This is a genomic window from Szabonella alba (genome assembly GCF_016765775.1).
In the GTDB taxonomy this organism is placed as follows: Bacteria; Pseudomonadota; Alphaproteobacteria; order Rhodobacterales; family Rhodobacteraceae; genus Szabonella; species Szabonella alba.
Genome location: NZ_JAESVN010000014.1, coordinates 39,501 through 52,012, shown reverse-complemented (window position 1 = coordinate 52,012; position 12,512 = coordinate 39,501). Strand labels below are relative to the sequence as shown.

General features: G+C 64.6%; 13 protein-coding genes and 1 pseudogene. 11 read left to right on the top strand and 3 right to left on the bottom strand.

All coding sequences use genetic code 11. From position 1 onward, the window contains the following. Positions 1–122: 122 nt before the first annotated feature. The 7 genes and pseudogenes from JL811_RS20055 to JL811_RS18500 form a co-directional block, all read left to right on the top strand. Positions 123–308: pseudogene (locus tag JL811_RS20055) on the top strand (DUF6878 family protein); the annotation flags it as partial. A 10-nt stretch (positions 309–318) separates the two neighbouring features. Continuing rightward, entirely contained in the window at positions 319–696 is a 378-nt protein-coding gene (locus JL811_RS18525; RefSeq protein WP_202690199.1) for a DUF6915 family protein, read from the top strand. 1 nt (position 697) lies between these two features. Continuing rightward, on the top strand, positions 698–895 hold the full coding sequence (locus JL811_RS18520) for a hypothetical protein (RefSeq protein ID WP_202690198.1): 198 nt from the start codon (positions 698–700) through the stop codon (positions 893–895). A 74-nt stretch (positions 896–969) separates the two neighbouring features. Further along, on the top strand, positions 970–1,389 hold the full coding sequence (locus JL811_RS18515; RefSeq protein WP_202690197.1) for a hypothetical protein: 420 nt from the start codon (positions 970–972) through the stop codon (positions 1,387–1,389). Continuing rightward, the gene (locus JL811_RS18510) at positions 1,382–2,026 is read left to right on the top strand and encodes an antitoxin of toxin-antitoxin stability system (protein WP_202690196.1); all 645 of its coding nucleotides are present in this window, start codon (positions 1,382–1,384) and stop codon (positions 2,024–2,026) included. Before JL811_RS18515 ends, JL811_RS18510 begins: the two co-directional genes overlap by 8 nt. A 58-nt stretch (positions 2,027–2,084) precedes the next feature. Further along, positions 2,085–2,486, top strand: coding sequence for an MbcA/ParS/Xre antitoxin family protein (locus JL811_RS18505; protein ID WP_202690195.1), 402 nt, complete (start codon positions 2,085–2,087; stop codon positions 2,484–2,486). After that, positions 2,483–3,184 carry an RES family NAD+ phosphorylase gene (locus JL811_RS18500; protein WP_202690194.1) on the top strand — a complete coding sequence of 234 codons (702 nt, stop codon included), beginning with the start codon at positions 2,483–2,485 and terminating at the stop codon, positions 3,182–3,184. Before JL811_RS18505 ends, JL811_RS18500 begins: the two co-directional genes overlap by 4 nt. Before the next feature lie 220 nt (positions 3,185–3,404). Here JL811_RS18500 and JL811_RS18490 read toward each other — a convergent pair whose 3' ends face one another. After that, positions 3,405–3,701 carry a hypothetical protein gene (locus JL811_RS18490; RefSeq protein WP_202690192.1) on the bottom strand — a complete coding sequence of 99 codons (297 nt, stop codon included), beginning with the start codon at positions 3,699–3,701 and terminating at the stop codon, positions 3,405–3,407. 177 nt (positions 3,702–3,878) lie between these two features. Here JL811_RS18490 and JL811_RS18485 point away from each other — a divergent pair, with 177 nt between their 5' ends. The 4 genes from JL811_RS18485 (at position 3,879) to JL811_RS18470 (ending at position 10,914) form a co-directional block, all read left to right on the top strand. Beyond that, positions 3,879–8,234: a strawberry notch-like NTP hydrolase domain-containing protein gene (locus JL811_RS18485; RefSeq protein ID WP_202690191.1), complete on the top strand. Its 4,356-nt coding sequence runs from the start codon at positions 3,879–3,881 to the stop codon at positions 8,232–8,234. A 3-nt stretch (positions 8,235–8,237) separates the two neighbouring features. After that, positions 8,238–9,269, top strand: coding sequence for a DUF7146 domain-containing protein (locus tag JL811_RS18480; RefSeq protein ID WP_202690190.1), 1,032 nt, complete (start codon positions 8,238–8,240; stop codon positions 9,267–9,269). A gap of 365 nt (positions 9,270–9,634) precedes the next feature. Continuing rightward, positions 9,635–10,567 (top strand): DUF2493 domain-containing protein, encoded by a 933-nt coding sequence (locus tag JL811_RS18475; RefSeq protein ID WP_202690189.1) that lies wholly within the window; start codon positions 9,635–9,637, stop codon positions 10,565–10,567. Between the two features lie 86 nt (positions 10,568–10,653). After that, on the top strand, positions 10,654–10,914 hold the full coding sequence (locus tag JL811_RS18470) for a WGR domain-containing protein (protein WP_202690203.1): 261 nt from the start codon (positions 10,654–10,656) through the stop codon (positions 10,912–10,914). Between the two features lie 87 nt (positions 10,915–11,001). On the opposite strand, the gene JL811_RS18465 is transcribed toward JL811_RS18470, so the two are convergent. Together JL811_RS18465 and JL811_RS18460 are read right to left on the bottom strand one after the other, a co-directional pair. After that, positions 11,002–11,772, bottom strand: coding sequence for an N-acyl homoserine lactonase family protein (locus JL811_RS18465; RefSeq protein WP_202690188.1), 771 nt, complete (start codon positions 11,770–11,772; stop codon positions 11,002–11,004). An 11-nt stretch (positions 11,773–11,783) separates the two neighbouring features. Beyond that, a complete protein-coding gene (locus JL811_RS18460; protein ID WP_202690187.1) occupies positions 11,784–12,488 on the bottom strand; it encodes a GntR family transcriptional regulator in 705 nt (234 codons plus the stop codon). Positions 12,489–12,512 lie beyond the last annotated feature (24 nt).

Here is a 12,512-nt window from a genome sequence, read left to right as displayed (position 1 = left end):
CCCGCTGGTCAGTGCAATTCGCACCGCGTCTTTGCGAAATTCATCCGTTCTTCCCGTGCCCATAGTTCGTCTCCTTTGCTGCACATTATGCTATCAAAGGAGCGGCACCAAACCGCGACAGGTCCAGCCTTTCTCTCGAGGATGTCGTCGAGCAGCTGGCCTATGACTTCCTCTCCGACACCCATGGCGGCTGGGAAAACAACGACGGCGCCTGGGGCGAGTTCTGCTTCGACGCCGCGGCCCGCTGCATCCATCTTGAGTTCAACGAGCGATTCACCTCGTCCGAACTCTACACGCATGATTTCTGAGGAGGCGGCGATGGCACATCCCTATCATCACGCCCTGTCCTCGGTGAAGAAATGGGGCGGCACGGTCGACGATTTCATGGCGGTGCATGCCTGGTTCGACCAGAGCAAGGAGATTACTGCGGACTTTCGGCACCGGGCGCTGCGCCACCATGCCGAGGGCATCTTCATGGCCGAGACGATTTTCGGCCCGACCCTCACACTCTCGACCGGGCGCATCATCCCGACCCGGTGGGTGGGCGAGCAGCATGTGAAGGAAGACCTCGGCTTCATCCCGAGCTTTGCTGACTGGGTGAAGGCCATCCGGCCTGAGCCTTGGATGGGCCGGTCGGCGCGGATCGAGGCACAGGTCGATCCGCATCTCGCCTCGCCCGTGGTCGAGGTCACCTGACATGACCGACCTGGCCCATCAGCGCCTCGGCTTGCCGGCGGCGGCCTCGCCCTACACCGTCCTGCGCGCGGCGGTCCGGGCGCTCCACCCCGACACGCGCGCCGTTCGCGGCTTCCGGGCCGCGCGGAAGCGCTTCTACCGGCAGATACTCTGCGCCCATGCCACGCGACGGACGGCGGTTGACGATCCGGCCCGCTGATCATTCCCGACCACCCCCTCATCCCGACACAGCGCCCGGCCTCTTGGCCGGGTCTTCCCATTCAAGAGGTCCCCATGGCGGATTACTTCACCCACTTCTCATGCCTGCTCGACGTCGGCACCCCCGACAAGGCGGCCCGCGCGCTCGCGCTGTTCCAGGAACTTCACGCCGCAGATCAAGACGCCGATGACCCGGAGGTCGCAGGCTTCGACCTCTTGCGCCAGGACGCGCCCGAGGACAGCACCCTCTGGATCCATGACGACGAGCACGGCGATGTCGAAGCCGTCATCCGCTTCGTACTGCGCCTTGCGGACGAACTCGATCTCACCGGCCTCTGGGGCTTTCAGTATGCCCTGACCTGCTCCCGACCGCGCCTCGACGCCTTCGGAGGCGGCGGGCATGTCATCGATCTCGGTGCGCGCAAATCTATCGGCTGTACTAGCACGCAAGAATGGCTGGCCGCCGCGCTGAACGGGGAGGACGCACATGCCTGAGATTATCTGCACCACGGTCTACCAGTTCCCCGAACTCTCGGATGCCGCCAAGGAAAAGGCGCGCAGCTGGTATCGCGAGCTTGGCCCCCACGACGATTGGTGGGACGCGGTCTATGACGATTTCGAGAGGGTCTGCGACATCCTTGGTATCCGCCTGAAGACCACGCCCGTCCGCCTCATGGGCGGTGGCACGCGGGCCAAGCCGTGCATATGGTTCTCCGGCTTCTGCAGCCAGGGCGACGGGGCCTGCTTCGAAAGCTACTGGTCCCACGCCAAGGGCGCGGCCGCGCGCATCCGGGACTACGCCCCGACCGATGCAACGCTGCACGGTATCGCCGACCGGCTGCAGGCCATCCAGCGGCGGAACTTCTACCAGCTCGCCGCCGAGGTCAGCCACCGCGGGCGCTACCACCACGAATACACGATGTCGATCGACGTCACGCGCGACAGCCCGACCTGGCAGCCGCCGACCGAAGACGCCGAAGAGATCGTGACCGAGGCGCTGCGTGATCTGGCCCGCTGGCTCTACTGCCAGCTTGAGGCTGAATACGACCACCTGACCTCGGACGAGGCCATCGAGGAAGGGATCGTCGTGAACGAGTACACCTTCACCGAAGCTGGGCGGCGGTTCGGGTGAGAGCGCGTTCGGCTCATTTGATCTTTACATAGAGGTCATATGATCTATATTCAGGCCAATGGAGGGTGCCATGTACGTTGCTGAGAAAATCCGGGAACCTGCACAGATCAACGCCGTCGCGTTGAAGGCCTACGCGCGCGTGGCCGATGCTTGGGGTCTCAGTTTGAAGGAAGCGGCTGGCCTTGCCGATATGTCGGAGAGCACATGGAAGCGCGCCAAGAAGCCGGACTTTGCGGGAGAACTGACCAAGGACCAATTGTTGCGGCTCAGTGCGGTGATCGGCATCTACAAGTCGCTCGAACTCTACTTCTCCGAGCCGCTCGCGCGAAGCTGGTTCACCCGACCGAACACCGGCCCGCTGTTCGGGGGCAGCCGTCCGGTTGACACCGCCATCGACGGGGGCTTGCCGCAGATCCTCGCGGTGCGGACCTATCTTGATGCGTTGCGTGGTGGGGCATGAAGCAGACCGAGATTTCTGATCGCGGTCTCGTTCGTCTCCTGCCCGCCACCTACCACAAGCCACCGTCCTTGCGGGGTCTCGTCGATACCGATGACGAGATGGAGATTCTGGCCGAAATCGAGGGTCTGACCAGCGGCCGTCTTTTGGCCGAGCGCGGGCGTAACCCGCATCTAGACCCGCGCGAGTTGGCATGGCAGCGCCGGAGCCGCGATCTTCGCATCTACGGCGACAGTCATGTCAACGCCGCCTTCACCTATACCCGCGCCGGCGGAAACCGCTTCAACACCGAGGAGCGCGGCGCGTGGTATTGCGCATGGAATGTTATGGTGTCCGTCAGCGAAGTGGCCTGGCACCGCACACGCGAACTCGGCTTTACCGGCAGCTTCCATGACAGCGCCCGGTATGTGGAACTTCTGGCGGATTTCATCGGGATCTTCGATGATCTGACCGATGAGCCGGAACACCTAGCGCTGCATCCCGATCCGGCTGTCGGATATCCCGAGGGCCAAAGCCTGGCCGAGCATCTCCGCCGGGCTGGATCGCGGGGTCTCATCTATCCCTCGGTCCGGGCTCCTGCGCCCGGTGGGAATTGCCTCGTCTGCTTCGAGCCCCACGCCATCCAGAACGTCCGGCCGGGCGCATCCTGGGATCTTGTTTGGGATGGAACGCCGCACTACTCGGTTACGGCTGTTGCTTGACCGGTCAGATTCCGGGCGCCCTTGGAGGGCCTGAGAAATGAAAGCACCTGGCAGCAACGACCCCGACATCACAAACTTGAAGCCATGCGACTATCAGGCGTTCTTCGAGGATTTGGCTTCGCCGGCCTCACCGTCCGAGGCGTTGCGTGCTGCTTTTCGTCGACGGAAAGACTTCCCTGTTGGTCTTTTCGGTATCAAGCAAGCCGACGACTCGTAGTAGTCACCTGTTCCCGTCGATCCACTTCGACATCAGCGCCTTGTCGCGGAAGCATTCGTCCGGAACGGCGCGCCGTTTGATCCGGGCGAGTTTCTCCGCGAAGGCTACCTGCTTCGACGTGGGCAGCCGATCCATTTCGGATACCGGCTTCAGTTGGGCCTGTGCCTCGATCCAGGCGCTCAGGGACCGGCGATCCTGCTGAACCTCCCAGGGCAGAAGGGTCTGGTTGCGCAGGGCGAGCGAGCGCGCATAGGCGATCTGCTTGGGTGTTGCGGGTAGGGCATGCGTGGTGCCGTCCATCGGGAAACTCCCTTGCTGGCTTGACCCTCAATATAGAACATAACAGGAACAAAATCAAGTCAAACCTCTGGGACGCGTCGATTCGAGAGGAAGAGGAGGGCCGGGGAAGATCAGGCCTGAGGGTGCCCGAGAGAGGGCGTCCGGGGCTGATCCTGTCCCTCATTCCGGAGTTTCCCGATGACCTATCTCGCACCCGTTGCGTCTCCCGTTCCTGTCCTGTCTCGTGATCCCGCGCCCGCGATCCTCGCTGCCGCCGAAGCTCTGCAGCCCGATCTGGCGCAGGGGTTTCAGATCGACGCGCTGCGTCTGCGGATCGAGATGGAGCGCGCCTTTGGCGGCTCCGATGCCGATGGCGCTTGGGATTGGAAGCTCGCCTATGAGGCGGGCGAGGTGGCGCTGGTCCTCTTCCTGCGGAAGTTCGGCCGCGCGCTGCTGTCCCGGGCGGGCTCGCCCGCAACACTCTTGCCCATCCTCACCAAGGTGGCAGGCCTTTTGCCGACGCACACCCGGCGCTCGGAGGAAATGGAGCGCTTCCAGCAATTCTCGACACCGTTGCCGATGGGGCTGGCGGCGCTGGCGGCGGCGCAGATCACTCCGCGTGACCTGGTCCTCGAACCTTCGGCCGGGACCGGACTCCTCGCGATACTCGCTGAAATCGCAGGCGGCAGCCTTGCGCTGAACGAGTTGGCCGACACGCGCGCCGACCTTCTGCGCCGCCTCTTTCCTGGCCGGCCTGTCACGGGCTTTGACGCAGCCCAGATCGACGATCATCTGGACGCAGGGTTGCGCCCGAGCGTGATCCTGATGAACCCGCCGTTCTCTGCGATGGCCAATGTCGATGGCCGGACGACCGAGGCGACGGCGCGGCATCTGCGCTCGGCGCTTGCGCGCCTTGCTCCCGGCGGGCGATTGGTCGCGATCACCGGCGCAAGCTTCGCACCTGATGCGCCCGCCTGGTCCGAGACCTTCGGCCGCCTGACCGAGAGTGCCCATCTGGTCTTCACCGGCGCCGTGTCGGGGGCAGCCTTCGCAAAGCATGGCACCAGCTTCGAGACCCGGATCTCGGTCTTCGACAAGTGCCGTGGCGGGGAGCGGGGTGGCATTACCGCTGATCTGGCACGCTCCATCACGCCGGATGTGGCGCAACTCCTCGCCCGGATTGTGGCCGAGGTCCCTCCGCGCCTCGCGTTGGATGCGGGTGATGTCGCTCGAACCCGAGCCCCCTTCCCGGGAGCTCCTGCCCGTGCTTCTGGCTCCGCGGCTGGGAAACCGCGTGCAGCGCCATCAGCCAGCATCGCGGCGAATGTCTCCGCGCCAGATGCCGAAGACCTCGCCTACACGCTGCGCGAGACGGCGGACGACCTCGGCGCCGCGCGCCTTTCAGACGCGATCTACGAGACCTTCCGCCTGCAGGCCATCGACATCCCCGGCGCGGCACCGCACCCGACGAAGCTGGTGCAGTCGGCGGCAATGGCCTCGGTCTCGCCCCCGAAGCCCACCTACCGCCCGAAACTCCCCGCCGCCGTCCAGCGCGACGGCCTGCTGTCTGACGCGCAACTTGAGACCGTGATCTATGCCGGTGAGGCGCATGGCGCCTATCTCGCCGGCTCGTGGACCGTTGATGAGACCGGCGACATGGTCTCGGCCGCGCCCGATGATGCCGCGGACGCTGTCCGCTTCCGTCGTGGGTTTTTCCTCGGCGATGGCACTGGGGCAGGCAAGGGCCGTCAGTCGGCCGGAATCCTGCTCGACAACTGGTGCCAAGGCCGCCGCAAGGCGCTCTGGATCTCGAAGAGCGACAAGCTTCTGGAGGATGCACAGCGCGACTGGTCTGCCCTCGGCCAGGAGCGCCTGCTGGTCACGCCGCTCTCACGCTTCGCGCAGGGCCGCGACATCCCGCTGACCGAAGGCATCCTCTTCACCACCTATGCGACGCTGCGCTCGGAAGAACGCGGCACCAGGAAGTCCCGCGTCGATCAGATCGTCGATTGGCTGGGGGCGGATTTCGAAGGGGTGATCCTGTTTGACGAAAGCCATGCCATGGCCAATGCCGCCGGATCGAAGGGCGAGCGCGGAGACACGGAGGCCTCGCAGCAGGGCAGGGCCGGCCTGCGCCTGCAACACAAGCTGCCCAATGCTCGCGTGGTCTATGTCTCGGCCACGGGGGCGACGACGGTCCATAATCTCGCCTATGCGCAGCGCCTCGGACTTTGGGGCGGGGAGGACTTTCCATTCGCCACCCGCGCTGAGTTCGTGCAGGCTATCGAAGCCGGCGGCGTCGCCGCGATGGAAGTCCTCGCCCGCGACCTGCGGTCACTCGGGCTCTACACTGCCCGGTCGCTCTCCTACGACGGCGTCGAATACGAGATGCTGGAGCACGCGCTGACCCCCGAGCAGCGCGGCATCTACGATGCCTATGCCGGGGCCTTCGCCATCATCCACAACAATCTCGCCGCCGCGATGGAGTCGGCCAATATCACCGCTGAGAACGGTACTCTGAACCGGCAGGCCAAATCTGCAGCGCGCTCGGCTTTCGAGTCCGCCAAGCAGCGTTTCTTCGGTCACCTTCTCACCTCCATGAAGACCCCGACACTGATCGCGTCCATCGAGGCCGATCTGGCGGCAGGCCATGCGGCCGTCATCCAGATCGTCTCGACAGGCGAGGCGCTGATGGAACGCCGCCTGTCGGAGATCCCGACCGAGGAGTGGAACGACATCCGCGTCGACATCACCCCGCGGGAATATGTCCTCGACTACCTCGCCCATTCCTTCCCGGTGCAGCTCTATGAGCCCTTCACCGACAGCGAGGGCAATCTGTCGTCGCGGCCTGTCACGCGCGACGGCCAGCCGGTCGAATGTCGCGAGGCCGCCCGCAGGCGCGACGCGCTGATCGAAAGGCTGGCCTCGCTGCCGCCCGTGCCGGGGGCGCTCGACCAGATCGTCCAGCGTTTCGGCACTGACCTCGTGGCCGAGGTCACGGGCCGCTCGCGCCGCATCGTGCGCAAGGGTGAGGGCCCTGCCGCAAGGCTCGTCGTCGAAGGCCGGGCGGGGTCTGCCAACCTCGCGGAAACCGCCGCCTTCATGGATGACCAGAAGCGCATCCTGATCTTCTCGGACGCCGGAGGCACGGGCCGCAGCTACCACGCCGATCTTGGCGCGAAAAACCAGCGCCTGCGGGTCCACTACCTGCTGGAACCCGGCTGGAAGGCAGATGCAGCCATCCAAGGCCTCGGGCGCACCAACCGCACCAATCAGGCGCAACCGCCGCTCTTCCGCCCCGTCGCCACCGATGTGAAAGCAGAAAAGCGGTTCCTCTCGACCATCGCCCGCCGCCTCGACACGCTCGGGGCCATCACGCGTGGCCAGCGCCAGACTGGCGGGCAGGGGCTGTTCCGGCCCGAAGACAACCTCGAGTCGCCTTACGCCCGCGACGCTTTGCGCCAACTCTATCGCTGGATCCATCGTGGCGATGTGCCGGGTTGCTCGCTCGGGGCTTTCGAGGATGCCACCGGTCTCAGCCTGACCGATGACAACGGTCTGAAGGACGACCTGCCCCCGATCACGACCTTCCTAAATCGCCTACTGGCGCTCACGATCGACATGCAGGCCGTGCTCTTCTCGGCCTTCGAGGAATTGCTCGACCAACGGATCGAGGGCGCCATCGCCGCCGGGGTCTACGACCTCGGGCTCGAGACGCTGCGCGCCGAGAGCTTCCGCGTCACCGATGCGCGGGTGATCTACACCCATCCTGGCTCCGGCGCGGAAACCCAACTGCTGACCATCGCGGAGAAGCGGCGCAACACGCCGACCTCGCTCGCGGATGCTCTAGACTGGCTCGACGACCCGAAGGCACGCCTTCTGGTCAACAGCCGCTCGGGCCGAGCAGCCGTGCAGGTGCCTGCCACCACCCTGATGCTGGATGATGGCACGATCGAGCCCCGCTTGCGGCTGATCCGTCCGACCGAGGCGACCACGGTTCCGGCCAAGATCATGGACGACACCCACTGGCTCGAGGCCGACCGCGCGTCCTTCGTCGCTGCCTGGACCGCGGAACTGGCCGAGGTGCCGGAGTTCTCGGAAGCCACGCTGCATATCGTGGCAGGCCTCCTGCTGCCGATCTGGAAGCAACTGCCCCAGGATGAAACCCGCGTCTACCGCCTGCAGACCGACGATGGCCAGCGCATCATCGGCCGCTGCGTCTCGCCCGCCTGGGTCGCGACCACGCTGGCGGCTGACGCGCCGGAACTGACGGCAGCGCAGGTCCATGCCCTCGTACTTGAGGGCAAGACGGTCGTGCGGTTGGCTGAAGGGATGGAGTTGCTCCGTTCACGCGTCATGGGCGTGAACCGGATCGAGCTCTCCGGCTTCACTGAGGCCGCCAAAGACCGGCTGAAGGCCGATGGCTTCTTCTCGGAGATCATTAGCTGGAAGCTGCGTCTCTTCTGCCCAGCGGACTCGGGCGGCATTGCTGTGCTGGATCGTCTGCTTGCACGTTGTCCTGTAACGGGACTACATGCACGCGGAGGGTGTTGAGCCATGTATTCCGAGACCGAAGATCTGATCCGCGCTCTGGCGGAAAACGCCGAAGGCGTCTGTCGCGCCTACCTTCCCGCCGGACGGCGGGAAGGGTCCTACTGGATTGTGGGCGATCTGCAGAACAACCCGGGCAGGTCGCTCTTCGTGCGGCTGACCGGGCCAGCCTCCGGGCCCGGTGCTGCCGGCAAATTCACCGACGGCGCCACGGGCGAGCATGGCGATCTTCTCGACATCATCCGCGAGAGGACCGGGATTTCGCGCTTTCCCGATCTTCTGGCTGAAGCCCGGGCGCATCTGGGTCGTCCGCAGCCGGTCCTCCCGGATGCGCCAATGCCGAAGAAGGCCAAGGCCCCCGGCGGCAAACCAGAGGCGGCGGCGCGATTGTTTGCAGCCTCGGTGCCGGTCGCAGGCACGCTCGCCGACACCTACCTCCGCTCCCGGGGCCTGACCCAAGGCAGCAGGATGATCGCCCTGCGCTTCCACCCGAAGTGCTGGCATCGGGATGAGGGCCAGACCCGCAGCCTCCCCAGACCAGCGCTGATCGCTGCGGTCACCGATGGGGCAGGGGCCTTGCAGGGCGTGCATCGCACCTGGCTGGCTCTTGACGGTCAGGGGAAAGCGGATGTCGAGACGCAGCGGCGTGCCATGGGTCACCTCCTTGGCAATGCCGTCAGGCTGACCCCGCATGACGACAGCCTCGTGGTCGGCGAAGGCATCGAGACCATGCTGTCCCTTGTCGAGGCAGTGCCCGGCCTTCCCGTCTGGGCGGCGCTCTCGTCGGGTCACCTTGGGGCCGTCCTGCTGCCGAAGGGGGTGCAGCGCCTCTACATCGCCATCGACCGCGATCCGGCCGGGCAACGCGCGGCAGAGAGGTTGAGCGTCAGAGCCACAGAGGTCGGGATTGTCGTGCGGGTGCTGGAACCGCTGCTCGGGGATTTCAACGATGATCTCCGGGCGTACGGCAAAGAGGCGCTGCGCCAGCATCTGGCAGGGCAGATCGGGCCAGAGGATCAGCATCGCCTGTCAGGCTGATCCGCATCGCGCAAGAGGCAGTCAGGGAGTGCGGGGCAGGGGTCACGGAGTCCTGACGTGGCTGTGGATCGTTGCTTTGCCTCTACCCGGGCAATCTCATCCACCCGTCCCCCGAGCGGCCTTCAAGAGATGGGCAGGCGGCCGTCAAAGGGGCCGCCCCTTCAAGGACGGGGGGCAACTGATTTCCGCCGGCGGGGACGAGCCCCGCCTTTGCATCGCGAAGCAAATCAGCCGCCCCCCGTCCTCCTCCACATGCGTTCCGGCCCCGAAAGGGGGTGAAGGGGCGTCCCCTGTGACGGCTTTCGCAGCCCATGAAGGCCGCGCGGGATGACGCGCGGACGAGACAGGCCCGGAGGCAAGAACCGATGACGATCCACACTCACGACGACGCGTATGAACCCGCCCACACCGCATCCCAGACCGCCCATGCGCTCGACGAGTTGCAGCTCTATGGCTACCGCCCCTTTGACGAACCCGATCCGCGCCCGATGCCCGATGGGCAGCGCCTTGCGGTCGCCGTCGCCGACATCTTCGACGCCCTCGTCGCGACCCTGGAAGATACCCGCATGGAACCCGACCTCGAAGAGGTGCTCTGGGGCCAGGTCAACCTCTTCCACCGCGCCACGGCCCGGATCGAGCGGTCGCTCGACGAGAACGAGCAGGTGCAGCGCCGCCTCCAGCGCGAGCAGGACGGCTCCGAGGTGAAATCCACCGAACTCGAGCTCCTGACGGCCGAAGGCCTGACGCTGATCGAACGGCGCAACTGCATGGGCATGTTGCGCGATCACGCCGCGACCGAGTTCGTCCATTACACGGGCTCCACCTGGCGTCCCCGCACCGGCTCGATGGTGAACCGCCAGCACATGACCGCGGCGCTGATCGACAGCCGCGACTTCCTGGCCGCCAAGCGGCGCGCGGAGGCCGAGGTAATGCTTCCCGCAGGCCCCAAGGTTGCCCTCACCGGTGGGACCGACTTCAACGATCACCGGCTGATCTGGGGCAAACTCGATCAGGTCCGGACCAAATATCCCGACATGGTCCTTCTGCACGGCGGCAGCCCGAAGGGCGCGGAACTCATCGCCGCCAAATGGGCCGAGGCCCGGGGCGTGACGCAGGTGGCCTTCAAGCCTGACTGGAGCAAGCACGCCAAGGCCGCCCCCTTCAAGCGCAACGACGCAATGCTGGACGTGCTGCCCGTGGGTGTCCTCGTCTTCCCGGGCAACGGCATCCAGGAAAACCTCGCCGACAAGGCCAAGAAACTGGGCATCCCGGTCATGAAGTTCGAGAAGGGGGCGTGAGCCCCCTTTTTTCCCTCACGGGAAAATCGAGGTGGAAGCGCAGACTTCCACCTGATATTGTGGAGAAAATCTCAGTCGATCACTATATGTACCACGGCCCGATCCAGCTCGATACCTTCCCGACCGACGTGCAGATGCGCCGGATCGATCCGGCGCGCAACATGCGTCGCTTCTATCGGCTGAGTGTGCAACGCGACCTCTTCGGTCGCGCCAGCCTCGTGCGCGAGTGGGGTCGGATCGGCTTTCGGGGCCAGATGATGGTCGAGACGCACCCTGATGAAGGCAAGGCCGTCACGGCTTTGATGAAGCTCGCAGCGGCGAAGAAGCGGCGCGGGTACGTCGACTGACGCTCAAAACAGAGGAACACGCCACAAAGAGTGGCGACCCTTTTTTGTATGTATTCGCTCGACTTCCTTTGCAACCGTGAGGCCTCGCTAGCCAATTCGTACTGTGTCAGTCGCACCGGAAAGGAGCGGAAAGTCCTGCATCACCTGCGGATCATGTCCAGGCAGGATCACACCGTCATGCCCCGCAAGGTCTTTCAGAAGCCGATAGCCCTCAAGGACCGCAGCGCGGTCGGCAAAAATCGGAAAGACGGCATCTTGCTGCATAAGGCGGGACAGATGGAGTGCATCAGAAGCCAGAACGATCCGTCGGGCGCCGTCGACAGTCAGGACCTGTAAACCCAGCGAGTGACCACCGACCAGATGCACCCCGATCCCCGGGGCAAGCTGATAGGCGCCATCGTGAAAGACGATGCGTTCCTGATAGACCAGCCGCACGGCGTCGACGACATTATCGACATCAAAGGCGCGGCGATGTCCGGCATCGCACATGCAACGTCCGGTCGCATAGGACATTTCCCGTTCCTGAAGGTGGAAACGGGCATTGGGAAAGGCATCCAGATTTCCGGCATGGTCGTAATGAAGATGAGTGATGACAATGTCGCGGACCTCTTCGGGCCGAACGCCAATCTCGTTCAGCGCGACTACCGGGTGACGCAAAAGTCTGCGGCCCCTCCTTTGCGCGGCCTCGACTCCGAAACCGGTATCGACAAGGATCAGCCCTTCGCGCCCTCGGATCAACCAAATGAAATAGTCCAACCGACCCAGCGCATCATGGGCGTCGCCTACGAGCCCCAATTCGCGCATCGGGGCCTCATGCGTGGCATAGCGTAGGGCCAGAACTTCCCATTCCTGCGACATGGTAAATCCTTTCACCGGATTGTTCGGTCAGCCGCGATGGCTGGCAGGCTGCGCATATAGGCCAGCGCCACGGCGGCTGCGTTGCGGATATGGCGGCGGCAGGCCTCCCCAGCGGCACGCGGATCGCCCGAGCGTATTGCGGCAGCAATCTCACGAATCTCGGCAATGGAATGTTGCAGCCGGTCGGGCTGCATCATCGAGGTGAAGCGCAGAAAGCTGATGCGGTTATGCAGTCCCGTCAGATTCTGACCGACGAACTTGTTGCCACAGCCTTCGAACAGAAGATCGTAAAAGGCGGTCTTGTTAAGCACCAGCGCCTCGCGGTCGCCGGCGTCGCAGGCGCGCACGAATGCCGCGACCGTAGCATCGAGCCTGTCCAGAAAGGCAGCGTCGGCCAGTTCCGCACATTTCTCGCCGGCATAGCCTTCCAGCAATGCGCGCAGTTCATAAAGCTGTTCAGCCTCATGTGGTGTGACCTGCGCGACTGACGGGCCACGATGCGGAAAGCTTTCGATGAGCCCCTCGGCCTCAAGCTGGCGCAAAGCTTCGCGAACTGAGGTCCGCCCCACGCCCAAGACCTCGCACAATTCGCGCTCGACCAGACGTTGACCGGGTTTGAACAGGCCCTGCGCGATTGCCTCGCGCATCTTTTCTTCGACCTGTCCACGCAGGGTGGCGCTCTTCTTTTCAACGTGAAGGTCCAGTCGGGGCATCATCGCTTCCTGTTTCGGATCGGCCCG